This window comes from Kocuria sp. APC 4018 (assembly GCF_030407675.1).
Classification (GTDB): Bacteria; Actinomycetota; Actinomycetes; order Actinomycetales; family Micrococcaceae; genus Kocuria; species Kocuria rhizophila.
Window position 1 is genome coordinate 1 of sequence record NZ_JASDCY010000057.1, and the last position, 17,995, is coordinate 17,995.

The following is a 17,995-nucleotide window of genomic DNA, read 5'->3' on the forward strand; positions in this document are numbered from 1 at the left end:
ACCCCGCCCCTCACAACGTGGGAGAGCCACCCGTGGGGTGGCCGGTCGACCTGGGCTACGCGGTCCCGGGGTTCGCCCACCCTGCGGACTGTCCGCCCAGGGCCTCGTAGACCGAGCGCGCGGTGCGCTCGGCCACGGCGGCCGGGTCCTCGCCCTGCGGCACGACCACGACGACCGGCGCCGGTGCCGGGGGTGGCGGCGCCGCGGCGTCGTCGAACCGCACGGTGAGATCCGGCGGTAGGAAGGTGAGGTCCACGGGATGCGCCACGAAGGCACGACCCACCCCGAACACACCGCACAGCCACGCGATCCGCTGACTCAGGACCCCCACCAGCTGCTCGCCGTGCGCCGGGCGGGGAGCACGCAGCCAGGTGCGCAGGCAGGCGTTGTGCACCGCCACCGTGGCCGCGGCGAGCGCCACCGCGGTGACTCTGCGGTCCGGGGACTGGGGCAGCACCCGGCGCAGGAACGCGTGGAAGACGCGTTCGTAGCGGGAGGACATGGCGATCTCCCGGTCCCGGAGGGATTCCACGCGCTGCAGCAGGTCGTGCCGAGCCACAGCGCGGTCCCGGTGGTCGAGGTGGTGGCGGAACACCAGCTGTGCGCCCTCCGTGAGGCCGGCCTGGAGCGACTGCCCCGGGCGGCGCAGCAGCAGCTCCAGCTGCTGCAGGGTGGCGGCGTGGTCCGCGAAGACCATGTCCTCCTTGCTGCCGTACTTGCGGAAGAACGTGGCCCGGCTGATGCCCGCCGCTTGGGCAAGCTGCTCCACGGTGGTCTCCGTGTACCCGTGATCCGCCAGCATGCGGATGGAGCGCGTGACCACATCCACCCCCGCTCCGTGCGTCTCGCTCATCTGGGCCTCCTCGGCAGCACCATGGGTCTTCTGGCACGAGACTAGCGGCAATGAGACGGAGTCGCACGGGAGCACGACGCCGCACGGCCGGCTCCGGCGCGCACCGGACCCCGGCCGCGTGACACCCTCTGCCTGCCCCCGCCCCGCGAGGAGTGGGTGAGGAGCCCTGACCTCAGCAGCGGTGCTCTCGACCCATCCGCGCCCTGCCGCGACCCTGCTCCCGCCACGCCGCCGCGGCAGGTGCGGGACGCGCGCGGTGGCCCGACACGCCGGGGCCGCGCGCGGATCCGTCGCGCCCCGTCCAGCCTGGGCGCCGGGCCGGGGGCACGGCCGCGACACCCGTGGGGTGCGAACCCCCTGGAACGTCCCGCGTGGCGAGTGACCTGGGCTATACTTCCGAGTGTTCCGAGCCACAAGATCGGCAACCTGACCACCGGACGTCGGCACATCCATCCGTACTCCCGGAAGCTGGTTTCATCGGCTCTCGTCTTGTTCTATTTCGCTTTCGAGGAGGCGAGATGCGCATCTCCCGCATTTCCAAAACTCTCGGTGTCGCCGCAGCTGCGACCCTGGCCCTGACCGCCTGCGGCGGCGGCGGCGACTCCAACAGCTCCGGCGAGGCCGGCGACGGCAACGCGATCATCACCGCGGACTCCGTGGAGCCCCAGAACCCGCTGGTTCCCACCAACACCACCGAGACCGGCGGTGGCGTGGTCGTCCAGCAGATCTTCAACGGCCTGGTGACCTACGACTCCGAGGGCAAGACCCAGAACGACCTCGCCGAGTCCATCGAGTCCGAGGACAAGCAGACCTGGACCATCAAGATCAAGCCGGACATGAAGTTCACCAACGGTGAGGCCATCACTGCCCAGAGCTTCGTGGACTCCTGGAACTACGGCGCCGCGGCCAAGAACGCCCAGGGCACCTCGAGCTTCTTCGAGCCGATCGAGGGCTACGAGAAGGTCTCCGCCGAGGGCAGCAAGGACGACAAGATGTCCGGGCTGAAGGTCGTGGACGACACCACCTTCACCGTCAAGCTGGTCTCCCCGCAGTCGGACTTCGAGCAGCGCCTGGGTTACACCGCCTTCGCCCCGATGCCCTCCTCCGCCTTCAAGGACATGAAGGCCTTCGGCGAGAACCCCGTGGGCTACGGCCCGTACAAGATGGCCAAGGACGGCGCCTGGCAGCACAACTCCACCATCGAGCTGGTGAAGAACGAGGACTACAAGGGCCCGGAGGCCGCCAAGAACGGCGGCATCACCTTCAAGCTCTACCAGAACCCGGACACGGCCTACCAGGACCTGATCTCCAACAACCTGGACGTGCTGCAGCAGGTGCCCACCGGGGCACTGGGCAACTACAAGTCCGACCTGGGCGACCGCTACTCCGACAAGCCCTACGCCGGCATCCAGACCATCGCCGTTCCGGAGTACCAGGACAACTGGAAGGGCGAGGCCGGCAAGCTGCGCCGCCAGGCCCTCTCCATGTCCATCAACCGTGAAGAGATCACCAAGGTGATCTTCAACGAGACGCGCCTGCCCGCCACCGACTTCACCGCCCCCACCATCGAGGGCTACCAGGAGGACCTGCCGAACTCGGAGAACACCAAGTTCGACGCGGAGAAGGCCAAGGAGCTCTGGGCCAAGGCCGAGAAGATCCAGCCCTACAACAAGTCCCAGAAGCTGACCATCGCCTACAACGCCGATGCCGGCGGACACAAGGAGTGGGTTGACGCGGTCGCCAACCAGATCAAGAACAACCTGGGCATCGAGGTGGAGGGCAAGTCCTACTCCACCTTCAAGGAGCTGCGCACGGACGCCAAGGCCGGGAAGCTGACCGGCGCCACCCGCTCAGGCTGGCAGGCCGACTACCCGTCCATGTACAACTTCATGGGCCCCATCTTCTCCAAGGGCGCATCCTCCAACGACTCCCGCTACGACAACCCGGAGTTCGAGGCCAAGCTGAACGAGGGTCTCGAGGCCAAGAGCACCGAGGACGGGGTGAAGAAGTTCCAGGAGGCCGATTCCATGCTGCTTGAGGACCTCCCCTCGATCCCGCTCTGGTACAACCAGGCCAACACCGCGTGGTCCGAGAACGTCTCGGGCGTGGGCACCGGCTGGGACGGCGTTCCCGAGTACTACAAGGTCGAGAAGACCGCGAACTGATCTTCTGACCCCCTAAAGCACACGGAGCAGGGAGGCGCGTGACTTTGGCGCCTCCCTGTCCCCGTGTTCCAGAGAGGAGCGACTCTTGGCCTGGTATCTGGTCAAAAGACTTCTGCAGCTGATCCCCGTGTTCTTCGGAGCCACGCTGCTGGTCTACTTCCTGGTCTTCATGACCCCCGGTGATCCGCTGGACGCGCTGTGCGGGGACAAGGGCTGCACGCCCGGTGTCGCCGCCGCGCTGACCGAGCAGTACCACCTGAACGACCCGTTCTTCGTCCAGTACTTCAGCTACATCGGCGGTCTGCTGACCGGTGACCTGGGCGTGAACTTCTCCGGACGCGAGATCAGTGAGGTGCTCGCGGACGCGTTCCCGGCGACCGTCCGACTCGCGATCATCGCGCTGGTCTTCGAGGCGATCTTCGGCATCACCTTCGGCCTGTACGCCGGGCTGAAGAAGGGCGGCTGGTTCGACTCGACCGTCCTGGTGCTCTCCCTCGTGGTCATCGCCGTCCCGATCTTCGTGCTCGGCTTCGTGATGCAGTACTTCGTGGGCGTCAAGTGGGGGCTCGCGAAACCCACGGTCTCCGGCGCCGCGGACTGGAGCGACCTGATCCTGCCCGGCATCGTGCTGGGCCTGGTCTCCTTCGCCCAGGTGCTGCGCCTGACCCGCACCGCCGTGGCGGAGAACGCCAGCGCGGACTACGTGCGCACCGCAACGGCCAAGGGCCTGACCCGCGGCCGCGTGATCCGGGTGCACATCCTGCGCAACTCGATGATCCCCGTGGCCACCTTCCTGGGCATGGACCTGGGAGCTCTGATGGGCGGCGCGATCGTCACCGAGGGCATCTTCAACGTCCCCGGCATCGGCAATCAGCTGTACAAGGCCCTGACCCTCGGGGACGCACCCATGGTCGTCTCCGTGGTGTCCGTGATGGTCATCATCTTCTGCGTGGCCAATCTGCTGGTTGACCTCCTCTATGCCTGGCTCGACCCGAGGATCCGTTATGCCTGAGAACAACTTCGAGAACAACGACTCCGCGGGCCGGGACCTGAACCCCGAGGCCCGCTCCCACGAGGCCGCCGCCCGGGAGATCCGGGAGACCGCCGACGCCCCGGTCGGCTCCCACCAGAAGGACCTGGGTGGGCTGAGCACCGGCGTCATGATGGACCACTTCGTCGCGGACGTGACGCAGACTCCCGTGGCGGCCACGGACTCCCGCTCGGCCGAGGGCGCGCCCGTGAGCCTGTGGCGCGATGCCTGGCGGCAGCTGCGCAAGAAGCCCACGTTCATCATCGCGGCCCTGCTGATCGTGCTGGTGATCGTGGTGGCCCTCTTCCCGCAGCTGTTCTGGACCGAGGACCCCTCCGCGGCCTCGACCCAGTGCCTGCTCGAGAACTCGAACGGCAAGGCCTCCCCGGGGCACCCCATGGGCTTCACCGCCCAGGGCTGCGACGTGTACTCGCGTGTGATCGCCGGAACCCGGGCCTCGCTGATGGTGGGCCTGTTCACGACCATCGGCGTGGTCATCATCGGAGGCATCATCGGTGCCCTGGCCGGCTACTTCGGCGGCTGGCTCGACGCGATCCTCGCCCGGCTGGGTGACATCTTCTTCGCCCTGCCCCTGATCCTGGGCGCCCTGGTGGTCATGCAGCTGCCGTTCTTCAAGGCCAACCGCGGGGTCTGGACCCTGGTGGTGGTGCTGGTGCTCTTCGGCTGGCCGCAGATCGCCCGCATCATGCGCGGGGCGGTGGTCGAGGTGCGCAACGCGGACTACGTGGTCAGCGCCCGCTCCCTGGGAGTCTCCTCGTTCGGCATCCTGGTGCGCCACATCATCCCGAACGCCATGGCACCGGTGATCGTGATCGCCACGATCTCGCTGGGCACGTTCATCGTGGCCGAGTCCACCCTGTCCTACCTCGGCATCGGCCTGCCGGCCAGCACCATGAGCTGGGGCAACGACATCTCGGACGCGAAGGACGCCTTCCGCTCGAACCCGATGCCCGTATTTTGGCCCGGCCTGGCGCTGTCGCTGACCGTCCTGAGCTTCATCATGCTCGGGGACGCGCTGCGTGACGCGCTGGATCCCAAGGCCCGGAAGAAGTGATGAACATGTCTGAGGAGAAGAACCGTCCCCTGCTGGAGGTCCGCGATCTCGGGATCGCGTTCACCACCGCCACGGGCGAGGTGCAGGCCGTCGAGGACTCGAACTTCACCGTGATGCCCGGGGAGACCGTGGCCATCGTGGGTGAGTCCGGTTCGGGCAAGTCCACGTCCGCCCTGGCCGCGATCGGGCTGCTGCCCGCCAACGGCCGCGTGAACTCGGGTCAGATCATCTTCGACGGCGAGGACATCACCCACGCCAGCGAGAAGCGCAAGGTCAAGCTGCGCGGCAGCCAGATCGGCATGGTTCCGCAGGATCCGATGTCCAACCTGAACCCCGTGTGGAAGGTGGGCTTCCAGGTCCGGGAGACGCTCAAGGCCAACGGTCTGCCGGCCAAGGACGAGGACGTCGCCCGGGTGCTGAGCCAGGCCGGTCTGCCGGACGCGGAGAAGCGCGCGAAGCAGTACCCCCACGAGTTCTCCGGCGGCATGCGCCAGCGGGCCCTGATCTCGATCGGGCTCTCGTGCCAGCCGCGTCTGCTGATCGCCGACGAGCCCACCTCCGCCCTGGACGTGACCGTGCAGCGCACCATCCTGGACCACCTCCAGACGATGACCGACAAGCTCGGCACCGCGGTGCTGCTGATCACCCACGACCTGGGCCTCGCCGCGGAGCGCGCCCAGAAGGTCGTGGTCATGTACAAGGGCCGCGTGGTGGAGGCGGGTCCGGCGCTGCAGCTGCTGCGCAACCCGCGCCACCCCTACACCCAGAAGCTCGTGGACTCGGCACCCTCGCTGGCGTCCCGGCGCATCGAGGTGGCACGCACCCGCGGGGAGGAGTCCGAGGACCTGCTCGCGGAGCACCCGCAGACGGCCATGCAGACCGCGCTGCGACAGGACTTCGTGCAGGTCAAGGATCTGACGAAGGTCTACAAGCTGCGCGGGTCCTGGGGCCGGTCCGAGGACTTCACGGCGGTGGACAAGGTGTCCTTCGACATTCCCCGCGGCACCACCACGGCGGTGGTGGGTGAATCCGGTTCCGGCAAGTCCACCGTGGCCAAGATGATGCTCGGCCTGGAGCCGATCACCTCCGGGTCGATCGTCTTCGACGGCCAGGACGTGGCGCGGCTCAAGGGCAAGGAGATGTTCGCCTTCCGGCGCCGGGTGCAGCCCATCTTCCAGGACCCCTACGGCTCCCTGGACCCGATGTACAACATCTACCGCACGATCGAGGAGCCCCTGAAGGTCCACGGTGTGGGGACGTCCAAGGAGCGGGAGAAGAAGGTCCGGGAGCTCATGGACCAGGTCTCCCTGCCGCAGTCCATGCTCGCCCGCTACCCCAACGAGCTCTCGGGTGGTCAGCGCCAGCGCGTGGCGATCGCCCGGGCCCTCGCGCTCAACCCCGAGCTCGTGGTCTGCGACGAGGCCGTCTCCGCACTGGACGTGCTGGTGCAGGCGCAGATCCTCAACCTGCTGGCCGAGCTGCAGCACGAGCTGGGTCTCACGTACCTGTTCATCACGCACGACCTCGCGGTGGTCCGCCAGATCGCGGACAACGTGTGCGTCATGCAGAAGGGTTCACTGGTCGAGCGGGGTTCCACCGACTCCGTGTTCGAGAATCCCCAGACGGAGTACACCCGCCAGCTGCTGGCGGCGATCCCCGGAGCGGGTCTGCTCACGGCCGGCTGAGCGGAGCCGGCTCCCGCAGGGCGGCCAGCACGGACGAAGCGCCCGGTGCCACGATCCACGTGGCACCGGGCGCTTCGCCATTCGGGACTACACCTCGAGCGGGGCACCCCGCTCGGTGAGGCAGAGAGACCCGGTACTGGGATGACACCTAGGAACCGCCACCCGACCATCGCCCCCGGCGCCGCAGTGCCCCGCCGAGCTGCGGGGCACCGCGGCTGGGGCGCTCAGCCCCCGAACGCCGCCGTGACCTGCCCGGGCACGGCCACGCGCACGGCGTAGAGGGAGCCCGCGGTGGGCTGGACGTGGTCCGGGAGGTTCTCGCGCGACGTCGTGATGTAGAGCGTGCGCAGGTCCTCACCGCCCAGGCTGCACGCGGTGGTCTGCTTCACGCCCACAGTGACCACGGTGTCCAGCGTGCCGTCCGGGAGGTAGCGGTGCACCTGGCCCGCGCCGTTGAGCGCCACCCACACGGCGCCCTCCGAGTCCACGGTGAGGCCGTCCGGGCTCACGGACACGCTGCCCGGCTCGTAGTTCTCCCCCGGGTCCGTGGCGGCCGCGGCGGCGTGCTCGTCCAGCACGGGCGCCACGAACGTGCGGCGGTTCTGCAGCCCGCCCTCGGCGCTCCAGTCGAACACGGAGACCTCGTGGGTGGGGGTGTCGTTGTAGTAGGCCAGCGTGCCGTCCGGGGACCACGCGATGCCGTTGGAGATGCTCACGCCCTCGAGCACCGGCTCCCACGTGAGGTCCGTGGCCACGCGGTACAGCGTGGCGGCACCCTCGGCCTGGTCGTACGCCATGGAGCCCACGTAGAAGGAGCCGTCCGGGGCCACGCCGCCCTCGTTCATGCGGATGTCCGGGGTCTCCCACAGGCCGATCTCCCGCTCCACCGTTCCGGTGGCGTCCGTGAGGACGATCCCCCGTTCCACGGCGACGATCTGCCCGCCGTCCTTGCGGGGACGCACGCACGCGGCCACGTCCCCCACGTGCTGCCGGCGCGGCTGGTCCTCCGGGGTGAACGTCATGACGTCCCCGGCGAGCATGTCCACCCAGGCCAGCCCGCCCCACGTCCTGCTCCAGCACGGCCCCTCGGCGTGGTGCATCCAGGACGGGGTGATCCTCTGCGCAGTCAGCTGGTTCACGGTTGCGGCCTCCTCGGGCTGGTGGGTGCGGGGATGCGGTCACGGTCGTAGGTGATCTCGGTGTACCCGTGCGGCACGGGCTCGCCGTTCTCGTCCAGGCTCACGAACACGATCTTGTCGATGCTCAGGATCAGCTCCCGCGTGATCATGTTCCGCACCTGCGCGCGCATGGTCAGGGACGTGCGCCCGAACCGGGTGGCGGTGAGCCCCATCTCGATGAGGTCCCCCTCCACCGCGGAGGAGACGAACTCGATCTCCGACATGTACTTGGTGACCGCCCGCCGGTTGCCCAGCTGCACGATCGCGTAGATCGCGGCCTCCTCGTCGATCCACCGCAGCAGGGAACCTCCGAACAGGGTGCCGTTGGCGTTGAGGTCCTCGGGCTTGACCCACTTGCGCGTGCGGAACGAGATGTCGCCGGGCTGTCTCATGCGCCCCAGCCTATGCGGGCGGGCTCGGGGCCGTGCAACGACGACGCCGCTCCGCAGCCCCCGTACGCCCCGCACCGGGTCCTGTCCGGCCGTCCGCCCCTGGCGGGAGCGCGGGGCTCCCCCGCACGCGCACCAGCCCACCGCACACGCACCCACCCACCGCACGTGCACCCGCAGGCCGCACCTGCACCCGCACGGTGCGCCCCACTGCCGACGCGCGTCCGGTGCGGGCGGCACGGTGGCGCGCGGCACAGTGGCGCGCGGCGTCGTCGTCCGCGATGATGCGGTCATGAGTGCCACCACGCGCGCCGCGAGCGCCGAGCTGCAGGACCCCGGACCGGGATTCCAGCGCCGGGTGCTGACCGTGCTCGCCCTGGGGCAGATCCTGGGCGGGCTCGGCACCGGAGCCACGCTGGCGCTGGGGGCGCTGCTGATCACGGAGGTCTCCGGGAACAGCGCGCTGTCCGGGATGGCGTCCACGATGAACACGCTGGGTGCCGCCCTGGTGGCCATCCCCCTGGCGCGCCTCGCGCAGCGCCGGGGCCGCCGGGTGTCGCTGACCACCGGCGCGCTCGTGGCGATCCTGGGCGCGGGCGTGATCGTGGTGGCCGCGACCCTGGACGTGCTCCCGGTGCTGCTCGTGGGAATGGGGCTGCTGGGCGCGGGCACCGCCCTGAACCTGCAGTCCCGCTTCGCGGCCACGGACGCGGCCGCCGCGCGCACCCGCGCCCGGGACCTTTCCCTGGTGGTGTGGTCCACCACCGTGGGGGCCGTGGTGGGACCCAACCTCTTCGGTCCCGGTGAGGCGATCGGCCGTGCACTGGGGCTGCCGCCGTTCACCGGCGGGTTCGTGATCGCCCTGTGCGCGCAGTGCCTGGGCGCCGCCGTCTACTTCGTGGGGCTGCGCCCGGACCCCCTGGCCGTGGCACTGGCCCGGGGCGGGTCCGTGGCGAACAGGCCGGACCCCGCGGGCGGGTTCACCCTGCTGCGCACCGTCCCCGCCGCGCGGCGGGCCGTGCTGGTGGTCGCGCTGTCCCACGCGGTCATGGTGAGCGTGATGTCCATGACCCCGGTGCACCTGACCAGCCACGGGGCCACGCTGTCCGTGGTGGGGCTGACCATCTCCCTGCACGTGGCCGGGATGTACGCGCTCTCGCCGGTGTTCGGCTGGCTCGCGGACACCATCGGGCGCGTGAACACGGTGCTGCTGGGGCAGGGGCTGCTCGTGACGGCACTGCTGTTCACGTGGCTGGGTTCGGACCAGCACGGGTTCGTGCTCGCGGCACTGGTACTCCTGGGGCTCGGGTGGTCGGCCTCCACCGTGGCCGGTTCCACCATGGTCACCGAGTCCGTGGCCGCCCACGACCGGCCCGGGCTGCAGGGCACCTCGGACCTCGTGATGAACCTGTGCGGCGCGGCCGGCGGAGCACTCGCCGGACCCGTGCTCGCCGCGGTGGGCTTTTCGGGGCTGGGCGTGGCCGCGATGCTGCTCGTGGCGCTCACGACCGCCACGGCGCTGCGGGGCCGGTGAGCGCGTCCCCTGCTGGACGTCACGGATGGCGACGCCGCCCCGGAGTGGCCGGGGCGGCGTCGTTGGCCGAGGGGGCGACAGTGCGGCGTCGTCGACCGCGGGTGCGGGGCGGCTACTACCGGTCCGCGTCCCCGGGGCGCTCGGTGCGACGGGCGGCGCGGCGTCGTTCGCTCTCCGCGCTCGGGGGCCCCACGACCACGGGGAACGCGCCCGTGTAGCCCTCGCGCTCGGCCGCGATGGCCCGCACACGCTTGCGCACCAGGAACCAGCCGACGATGAGGATGGGGACCACGAGCGCCATGGACGCGACCGTGAGGGTGCCCAGCGGGTAGTCGAAGGCGACGAGGACCAGCACGCCCACCAGGAACGCCATGGTGAGCCAGTTGGTCCAGGGCGCGAACGGCGCGCGGTAGGCCGGCCGCTCGAAGTGGCCCTGCCGGGCGAGGCGCACGAACTTCTGGTGCGGGAGCGTGATGGCCGCCCAGCCCACCAGGATGCCGATCGCGGAGATGTTCAGCACGATGCTGAACGCGTCCTCCGGGACGTAGTAGTTGAGGATGACGCCCAGCGCCCCCACGCCCACCGTGAGCAGGATGCCGCCCGCGGGAACACCCGAGCGCGTCATCTTCCCGGTGAACCGGGGTGCGGAGCCGGCCATGGCCATGGAGTGCACGATGCGCCCCGTGGAGTACAGCCCCGCGTTGAGGGAGGACAGCGCCGCGGTGATGACCACGAGCTGCATGATGGGCGCGATGCCCTGGATCCCGATGGAGTCGAAGAACGTGACGAACGGGGACTCGTCCGCCGAGTACGCGGTGTACGGCAGCAGCAGCGTGAGCAGGAAGATGGAGCCCACGTAGAACAGGGCGATGCGCAGGATGACCGTGTTGATGGCCTTGGGGATCGTCTTGCGCGGCTCCTTGGTCTCCCCCGCGGTGATGCCCACGAGCTCGATGCCCGAGTACGCGAAGACCACGCCCTGCGAGACCACCAGGGCGGGCAGCAGACCGTTCGGGAGGATGCCCCCGTTCTCACTGATCAGGGAGAACCCGGTGGGAGCACCCGTGGGGGTCCCGAAGATCACGAAGCAGATGCCCACGATCAGGAACACCACCAGCGCGGAGACCTTCACCACCGCGAACCAGAACTCCATCTCCCCGAAGAGCTTCACGGAGATCAGGTTGGTGGCCATGACCACCACCAGCACCACGGCGGCGATCACCCACTGCGGCAGGTCCGCGATGAACTGGCTGTACTGCCCGAACCACTTGACGTAGATGGCCATGGCGGTGGCGTCCACCACCGTGGTGGACGCCCACGAGAGCCAGTACATCCACCCCACGAAGTACGCGCTCTTCTCGCCGTAGAACTCACGGGTGTAAGAAACGAAGGAACCGGAGGACGGCCGGTGCATCACCAGCTCGCCCAGCTGGCGCAGGATCAGGTACCCGAAGAACCCGGCCACCGCGTACAGGATGAACAGGGCGGGTCCGGCCGCGGCCAGTCCGCCACCGGCGCCCAGGAACAGACCCGTGCCGATCGAGCTGCCGATCGCGATCATGTTGATCTGCCGCGTGGTGAGCCCCTTGCTGTACCCCTCCTGCTCCGCGACGAACTGGGTGCGCGTCTCCTCCCCGCCGGACGGCTGGGTGTCGGAGGGGTGCGAGGCCATGGAAGTACACCTTTTCTCGGTTGCGAGGATGACGCACTCCGCACAGGACCCGCGAGGTGCACAGAGGAAGCCTAAGCGCTGCGCCGCCCGATCGTGACGTGCGGCTCACCCTTGCGCCCCATTCGCCGCGCCCTCGGAGGTGCCGCCCAGCCGGGGACGGCGCCGCCCGCGTGCCCGCCGGGAGCGGCATCACCGCTGGTCAGCGGGCAGAAGGCGTGATGCAGGGCCCGCTGGGACCCGTCGGTGCCTCCCGCCTGGACGGCAACGGGGACCGCCGGAACGGACTCCCCCGTGTCAGCGCCCGGTGCGCTCCCGGTGCTTGCACCCGGGCCAGCAGCACGGGCGGCGCTTGCCCTCGTGCATCTCCTCACCCGTACGACGGATGCGCCGGGCGCGGGTCTCGGGCTTCTTGGCGTCCTCCACCCAGCACACGAACTCGTTTCGGCCCAGCGGCGTCAGCCCGCGCCACAGCTCGGCGGTCTCCGGCTCCGCCAGCAGGGCCTCGGCGAGGTCCGCGGGCAGCTCGTGGACCACGCCGCCGGGCAGCTCGGGGGCCTGCTCGGGGGTCGACGCCGCGGCGTCGGGCGCGCTGCGGGGCGCGGGCGTCGTCTGCGGTGTTTCGCTCACGGTGCTCTCCCTGCCGTGGTGGGGACTGTCGGGGGATCTCGACACCGGAAGTGTGCCACGAAACGGGAGACCGCACGGGTGCCGCACACGTCTCACGGTCTAATGAGACGAACGAGAGCGCATTGTCTCAATAAGGATGTTAGTGGGACGATGGAGAATCATGTTTCTGACCAAGGATTGCCCGTGAGCTCCACGACCTGGCCCCCGATCGGATACGAACCGCACCTGTGGACACATCGCGACCCGATGGCATCCCGACGTGCCCGCCTGGCCGAGACCGGCAGCTTCTCCGCCGCCACCGTGCCGCGGATAGCTGACCTGACCCCGTCGCTCCCGCGAGCCACGGCAGAGGCTGCTCACGCAGCCACCCAGGCAATGGCGGCCTTCGGCATCGAAGCGGACCGCATGGCCGCGTTGCCCTTCTCCGCTGTGCTCCTGCGCGGCGAATCGGCCAGCAGCTCCCAGATCGAGAACCTCACCGTCCACGCCCGAAAACTCTCGCTGGCAGCCGTGGGAGCGCGAGTGGGCGGCAATGCCGAACTCGTGGCCCGAAACGTGACGGCCATGAAGGCAGCCGTCGACGCCGCCTCAGACCTCTCGACGGACGCGGTGCGTCGAATGCACCGCGAACTCACCCAGGGGGTTCAATCCGACGCCGGCGAATTCCGAGACCAGTGGGTGTGGATCGGCGGCCGCTCTCCGGTCACGGCCGCGTACGTGGCACCGCACCACGAAGAGGTCCCGTCCGCCGTGGCGGACCTGGTCGAATTCCTTCACCGGCGGGACCTGGACCCCACTGTGCAGGCGGCCATAGCCCACGCCCAGTTCGAAACCATCCACCCGTTCACGGATGGCAACGGGCGCACCGGCCGCGCCATGGTGTCCTCCCTGCTGCGCGCCCGCGGTGTCGTGGGCAACGTGACTGTACCCATCTCCTCTGGTCTGCTCCATGACGTGGACAACTACATCGCAGCGCTCACCGAGTACCGGGCCGGGGCTCCCGCGGGGATCGTTCAGTGCTTCGCCGATGCCGCCTTCGCCTCGTTGGCCAACGCGGCGATTCTCCTGGAGGACGTTCAGGCCTTCCACGAGCGCGTCCTCGACTCCAGGCAACGGGTCACAGCTGCGCTGCGTGCTGTCGCAAGGTTCTGCTGCTCGGAACCAGCTTTCACCGCCGGAATGCTGGAGGACGTCGGTGGGGTGCCCAAGGCGACCGCCTACCGGACGGTGCAGGATCTCACCGCGTCAGGCCTGCTCCGTCAGGAACCGTCTGTGAAGGTGCACGGCCAGACAGTGTGGGTGGTCCCAGCAGTGCTCCAGGCGCTGGACGAGTTCGCCGAACGCGCGGGCCGTCGGAGCCTCCACCACCCGGACTGACCTCCGTCCCCCGTGCCACCATGGGGCCATGACGCTCACACTGCGACGCCCCACTCCCGAGGACGAGCCCGCGGTCCGCGCACTGCACGAGCAGCTGCTGCGGGACGACTTCTCGTTCGTCCTGGACGAGGGAACGTGGCCCGAGGTCCTTGCGGCCGTGGATCGCGCCTCCCGCGGAGAGGACCTGCCCCCGGGGTTCGTCCGGGCGGAGTACCTGCTCGCGGAGGTGGATGGCGAGATCGTGGGCCGAACCTCCATCCGCTACGACCTCAACGACCACCTGCGCCGCGTGGGCGGGCACGTGGGATACGGCGTGGGCCCCGCGTTCCGGCGGCGCGGGTACGCCACGGAGATCCTGCGGCAGTCGGTGCAGCGCCTGAACGCGGCCGGTGTGGACCGGGTGCTCGTCACGTGCGCGGACGACAACTCGGCCTCCGCCGCCACCATCGAGGCCTGCGGCGGGGTGCTGGAGAACGTGGTCACGGACGGGAACGGCCGCCCGACCCGTCGCTACTGGATCGGCTGATCGCCGCCCCACCGGACCACTCCGCGGTGGCCGCCCGCCCCTGGTGCTGCGCCGCGCCCGCGCTACCGACGTTCCGGGGCGCTCCGACCCTCCCCCAGCCCCCGGTCGAGGCGAGCCATGATGCTTCCCAGCCGGGCGACGTCGTCCTCCGTGAGCGCGGCGAAGAACAGCTCCTCCACGTCCCGCGCGTGGTCCGGGCGCAGGCGGCGGAACGCCCGTGCGCCCTCGGCGGTCAGCGCGGCCTCCCAGCCGCGGCCGTCATCCCGTGCACGACGCCGCTGCACCCAGCCCCGCTCGCCCAGCACCTTGACCTGGTAGTTCAGCCGCGACGGCGAGAACACCAGCCGGCGGGCCAGCTCACCCATCCGCAGGCACTGCCCGGGGGCTTCGTAGAGCAGCACGAGCAGCTGGTACTCCATGAGCGAGCAGCCCTGCGCCTTGAGCCGTTCCTCCACCCGGGATGTCAGCTGCGCCGTGGTCTCGAAGTAGAGCCGCCACGTGTCCCAGCGGTCGGGCCCCTCCGTGCCGGCGGTCGCCCCCACTGGGGTCCTCTCGGAACGGTCCTCGGACTGGCGCGCTTCTGGGGGCATGGCACTCATCCTCGCACCGCCGCCAGCAGGTCCTCGAAGTTCGGCACCGCGGCGAACTCGTTCCGCACGGAGCGCTCCGGACGCGGCGAGGCGTTCCGGCGGGCCCCCACGGACTCGGTGGAGGCATCGTCCGCGGCGGAGCCGCCGTCCCCCGTGGCCCCCGAACCGGAACCTGCTGCGGAACCCGGCCCGGCGGCGTCGTGCTCCGGTGCCCCGGCCCCGAGCATCCCGGCGAGCGCCGCCCCGGCCCGCTCGATCCGGGCCTGCAGGGACGCGTCCGCCCAGTCCTCCGTGGCCGCGTACACCCCGATGGGCAGCGTAAGCGCCTTGAGGTAGCTGAACAGCGGGCGCAGGGCGGTGTCCAGGACCAGCGAGTGCCGCGGGGACCCGCCCGTGGCGGCCACGACCGTGGGCAGGTTCTCCAGGGCGCCCTCGTCGAACAGGTCGAAGAACGCCTTGAACAGCCCGGAGTAGCTCGCCTTGTAGGTGGGCGTGGCCGCAATCAGACCGTCCGCGGTGAGCACCGCGTCCAGCGCCTCCTGCACCGGGGCCGGTGCCATGCCGGTCAGCATGGCGTCCGTGATCCCGTGGGCGATCTCCCGCAGGGCCACCACGCGCACCTCGGGCTCCTCACCGCCCCGGGCGACGACGCCGCTCGCGGCCCGAGCTATCGCCCGCGCCAGACGCGTGGTGGACGCGTCCTCGGACAGGCCCGCGGTCACCACGGCAATGCTCTGTCGCTCGGTCATCTCGTGTCTCCTGACTGCTCCGTGTTTCTGACTGCTCGGTGCTTCCGACTGCCCCGTGCCTCACGTCATCGCGGCGCAGGTGCCGCCCCGCGCGGGGCGGCGCCTGCGGGGCGGGCTACGCGGTGGGCTCCTGCGCCGACCCGGTGCTGTCCCGGGAGGCGGCCTTGGCGGCGCGGTCCTTCGCGGCCTGCGAGTCCGGCCCGCCGCCGGGGACGGGATCCTCCCCCGCGGCACGGCGCGCCACGAGGGACGCGTGCGTGGGGGCCTCCGGCACGTGGGCCGGGCGAGCGGCGTCGAACTCCTTGCGCAGCACCGGGAAGACCTCCTCGCCCAGGAAATCCATCTGCTCCAGGACGTCCTTGAGCGGCAGGCCCGCGTGGTCCACCAGGAACAGCTGGCGCTGGTAGTCGCCCGCGTACTCCCGGAAGGACAGGGTCCGCTCAATGACCTGCTGGGGTGAACCCACGGTCAGGGGCGTCTGCTCCATGAAGGACTCCAGCGAGGGCCCGTGGCCGTACACCGGCGCGTTGTCGAAGTACGGCCGGAACCTGCGCACCGCGTCCTGCGAGTTCCTGGCCATGAACACCTGCCCGCCCAGACCCACGATCGCCTGGTCCGCGGAGCCGTGGCCGTAGTACTCGTAGCGCTGGCGGTAGAACGCCACCATGCGCTCGGTGTGCTCCTTGTTCCAGAAGATGTTGTTGTGGAAGAACCCGTCACCGTAGAACGCGGCCTGTTCCGGGATCTCCGGGGAGCGGATGGAGCCGTGCCACACGAACGGCGGGACGTCGTCCAGGGGCCGCGGGGTGGCGGTGAAGCCCTGCAGCGGTGTGCGGAAGCGTCCGGAGAAGTTCACGTCCTCCTCGCGCCACAGCCGGTGCAGCAGCTGGTAGTTCTCCACGGCCAGCGGGATGCCCTGGCGGATGTCCTTGCCGAACCACGGGTAGACCGGGCCGGTGTTGCCGCGACCCATGGTGAGGTCCACACGGCCGTCCGCGAGGTGCTGCAGGTACGCGTAGTCCTCCGCGATCCGCACGGGGTCCGTGGTGGTGATCAGCGTGGTGGCCGTGGAGAGCTGGATCCGCTCCGTCTGCGCCGCCACCGCCGCCAGCAGCACGGGCGGGTTCGCGGGAGCCGCGAACGGCGGGTTGTGGTGCTGGCCGGTGGCGAACACGTCCATCCCCAGCTCCTCGGCCTTGCGCGCCATGGCCACCGTGGCCTTGATGCGCTCGTTCTCGCTGGGGGTCCGGCCCGTGGTGGGGTCCTGGGTGACGTCCCCGATGGTGAAGACTCCGAGTTGCATGGTGCCTGCCTCCTTCGCGGCGGGACCGTTGCCCGCCCTGGTGTTTCAAATTTGAACTACCTCTGTAATGCGGCATCCCCGAGAAATATTCCAGGGCGGATTGTTGAACAATCTGCGGCCCATCGGGCATGCTGGGGGGTCACACCTGATGAGACGGAGGTCACGCATGACGGTCATGGATCTGAACAGCGACGTGGGCGAGTCGTTCGGCGCCTGGGACATGGGGGACGACGCCGCCATCTTCCGCTCCGTCTCCAGCGCCAACGTGGCCTGCGGCTTCCACGCCGGGGACCCCTCCGTGATGGCGCAGACGTGCCGGGACGCCGTGGCCGCCGGGGTCACCGTGGGAGCGCACGTGGCCTACCGGGACCTCGCGGGCTTCGGCCGCCGCTTCCTGGACTGCTCCCCCACCGAGCTCGCGGACGACGTCCTGTACCAGATGGGCGCCCTGGAGGCCGTGGCCCGTGCCGCGGGCACCACCGTGCGCTACGTCAAGCCCCACGGCGCCCTCTACAACACGATCGTGCACCACGAGACCCATGCCCAGGCCGTGGTGGATGCCGTGAAGGCCTTCGGCGGGGACCTCCCCCTGCTCCTGCTGCCCGGCTCCGTGGCCCTGCACAAGGCGGAGAAAGCCGGGCTGCGCGCGGTGCCGGAGGCGTTCGCAGACCGCGGCTACACCCCCGAGGGCACTCTCGTGTCTCGCCGCGAGCCGGGCGCCGTGCTGAACGACGCCGCCCAGGTCACCCAGCGCATGGTCCGCCTGGCCGAGGACGGCACGCTCACCGCGGTGGACGGCTCCACCGTGCGGATCCAGGCGGAGAGCATCTGCGTGCACGGGGACACCCCGGGCTCAGCGGCCATGGCCGCCGAGGTCCGCGCGGGCCTGGACCGCGCCGGGATCACCGTGCGGTCCTTCGCATGAGCGCAGCACACCCCGGACCGGCACCCCGCACCGCCCAGGGCCCGGGCGCCCAGCAGGCTTCCCGCCCCGGCACGACGGGAACGGAGCGTACCCCGTCCCCCGAGGCCGGCCATACCCCGGAGCTGCGCTGGGCCGGAACCCACGCGTTCCTGCTCGACTGCGGCGAGCTCGCCGACGTCATGCGCTGGCACGCCCACCTCACCGCGCACCCGTTCGCCGGACAGGGCGAGCACGTGGTGGTCGCCCTGTCCGGAGCGCCCGTCGGTGCCCGGATCACCGGCGGGGAGACCGAGCGCTCCGCTCCGTTCTGCGCGCCC

Annotated in this window: 16 protein-coding genes and 1 pseudogene; 9 read left to right on the forward strand and 8 right to left on the reverse strand. The window is 70.1% G+C overall.

Annotated elements, in window-relative coordinates; genetic code table 11:
- Positions 1-55: 55 nt before the first annotated feature.
- Positions 56-853, reverse strand: a complete 798-nt coding sequence (locus QL985_RS09745; RefSeq protein WP_019310762.1) for a TetR/AcrR family transcriptional regulator — start codon at positions 851-853, stop codon at positions 56-58.
- 518 nt (positions 854-1,371) lie between these two features.
- Between QL985_RS09745 and QL985_RS09750 the strand changes: the two genes are divergently transcribed.
- The 4 genes from QL985_RS09750 (at position 1,372) to QL985_RS09765 (ending at position 6,808) form a co-directional block, all read left to right on the forward strand.
- Positions 1,372-3,018, forward strand: coding sequence for an ABC transporter substrate-binding protein (locus tag QL985_RS09750; RefSeq protein ID WP_259906266.1), 1,647 nt, complete (start codon positions 1,372-1,374; stop codon positions 3,016-3,018).
- Positions 3,019-3,103: 85 nt separating this feature from the next.
- Positions 3,104-4,030, forward strand: a complete 927-nt coding sequence (locus QL985_RS09755; protein ID WP_019310764.1) for an ABC transporter permease — start codon at positions 3,104-3,106, stop codon at positions 4,028-4,030.
- A complete protein-coding gene (locus QL985_RS09760; protein ID WP_259906267.1) occupies positions 4,023-5,123 on the forward strand; it encodes an ABC transporter permease in 1,101 nt (366 codons plus the stop codon). The genes QL985_RS09755 and QL985_RS09760 overlap by 8 nt, the downstream gene beginning before the upstream one ends.
- Entirely contained in the window at positions 5,123-6,808 is a 1,686-nt protein-coding gene (locus tag QL985_RS09765) for an ABC transporter ATP-binding protein (RefSeq protein WP_259906268.1), read from the forward strand. Before QL985_RS09760 ends, QL985_RS09765 begins: the two co-directional genes overlap by 1 nt.
- A gap of 224 nt (positions 6,809-7,032) precedes the next feature.
- Here QL985_RS09765 and QL985_RS09770 read toward each other — a convergent pair whose 3' ends face one another.
- Together QL985_RS09770 and QL985_RS09775 are read right to left on the reverse strand one after the other, a co-directional pair.
- The gene (locus QL985_RS09770) at positions 7,033-7,947 is read right to left on the reverse strand and encodes an SMP-30/gluconolactonase/LRE family protein (RefSeq protein ID WP_259905268.1); all 915 of its coding nucleotides are present in this window, start codon (positions 7,945-7,947) and stop codon (positions 7,033-7,035) included.
- Positions 7,944-8,378, reverse strand: a complete 435-nt coding sequence (locus tag QL985_RS09775; protein ID WP_082142091.1) for a hotdog domain-containing protein — start codon at positions 8,376-8,378, stop codon at positions 7,944-7,946. Before QL985_RS09775 ends, QL985_RS09770 begins: the two co-directional genes overlap by 4 nt.
- Positions 8,379-8,667: 289 nt before the next feature.
- Between QL985_RS09775 and QL985_RS09780 the strand changes: the two genes are divergently transcribed.
- Positions 8,668-9,909 (forward strand): MFS transporter, encoded by a 1,242-nt coding sequence (locus QL985_RS09780; protein WP_259905267.1) that lies wholly within the window; start codon positions 8,668-8,670, stop codon positions 9,907-9,909.
- Positions 9,910-10,024: 115 nt separating this feature from the next.
- Here the strand turns inward: QL985_RS09780 and QL985_RS09785 are convergent, their stop codons facing one another.
- Positions 10,025-11,581: an amino acid permease gene (locus tag QL985_RS09785; protein ID WP_259905266.1), complete on the reverse strand. Its 1,557-nt coding sequence runs from the start codon at positions 11,579-11,581 to the stop codon at positions 10,025-10,027.
- A 294-nt stretch (positions 11,582-11,875) separates the two neighbouring features.
- On the reverse strand, positions 11,876-12,208 hold the full coding sequence (locus QL985_RS09790) for a YdeI/OmpD-associated family protein (RefSeq protein ID WP_259905264.1): 333 nt from the start codon (positions 12,206-12,208) through the stop codon (positions 11,876-11,878).
- 183 nt (positions 12,209-12,391) lie between these two features.
- Here QL985_RS09790 and QL985_RS09795 point away from each other — a divergent pair, with 183 nt between their 5' ends.
- Together QL985_RS09795 and QL985_RS09800 are read left to right on the forward strand one after the other, a co-directional pair.
- Positions 12,392-13,585 carry a Fic family protein gene (locus QL985_RS09795; RefSeq protein ID WP_259921475.1) on the forward strand — a complete coding sequence of 398 codons (1,194 nt, stop codon included), beginning with the start codon at positions 12,392-12,394 and terminating at the stop codon, positions 13,583-13,585.
- 28 nt (positions 13,586-13,613) lie between these two features.
- Positions 13,614-14,111: a GNAT family N-acetyltransferase gene (locus QL985_RS09800; protein ID WP_259905260.1), complete on the forward strand. Its 498-nt coding sequence runs from the start codon at positions 13,614-13,616 to the stop codon at positions 14,109-14,111.
- A 62-nt stretch (positions 14,112-14,173) separates the two neighbouring features.
- Here QL985_RS09800 and QL985_RS09805 read toward each other — a convergent pair whose 3' ends face one another.
- The 3 genes from QL985_RS09805 to QL985_RS09815 all read right to left on the reverse strand — a co-directional run bounded on the left by QL985_RS09805 (position 14,174) and on the right by QL985_RS09815 (position 16,753).
- Positions 14,174-14,701 (reverse strand): MarR family transcriptional regulator, encoded by a 528-nt coding sequence (locus QL985_RS09805; protein WP_259905258.1) that lies wholly within the window; start codon positions 14,699-14,701, stop codon positions 14,174-14,176.
- Positions 14,702-14,706: 5 nt separating this feature from the next.
- Complete coding sequence (locus QL985_RS09810) at positions 14,707-15,450, reverse strand: CE1759 family FMN reductase (protein ID WP_259905257.1); 744 nt, start codon at positions 15,448-15,450, stop codon at positions 14,707-14,709.
- A gap of 115 nt (positions 15,451-15,565) precedes the next feature.
- Entirely contained in the window at positions 15,566-16,753 is a 1,188-nt protein-coding gene (locus QL985_RS09815; RefSeq protein ID WP_259905255.1) for an LLM class flavin-dependent oxidoreductase, read from the reverse strand.
- Positions 16,754-16,919: 166 nt separating this feature from the next.
- Between QL985_RS09815 and QL985_RS09820 the strand changes: the two genes are divergently transcribed.
- Positions 16,920-17,678: a 5-oxoprolinase subunit PxpA gene (locus QL985_RS09820; RefSeq protein WP_259905252.1), complete on the forward strand. Its 759-nt coding sequence runs from the start codon at positions 16,920-16,922 to the stop codon at positions 17,676-17,678.
- Positions 17,675-17,995, forward strand: a pseudogene (locus QL985_RS09825) (hypothetical protein); the annotation flags it as partial. The gene QL985_RS09820 and the pseudogene QL985_RS09825, both read left to right, overlap by 4 nt.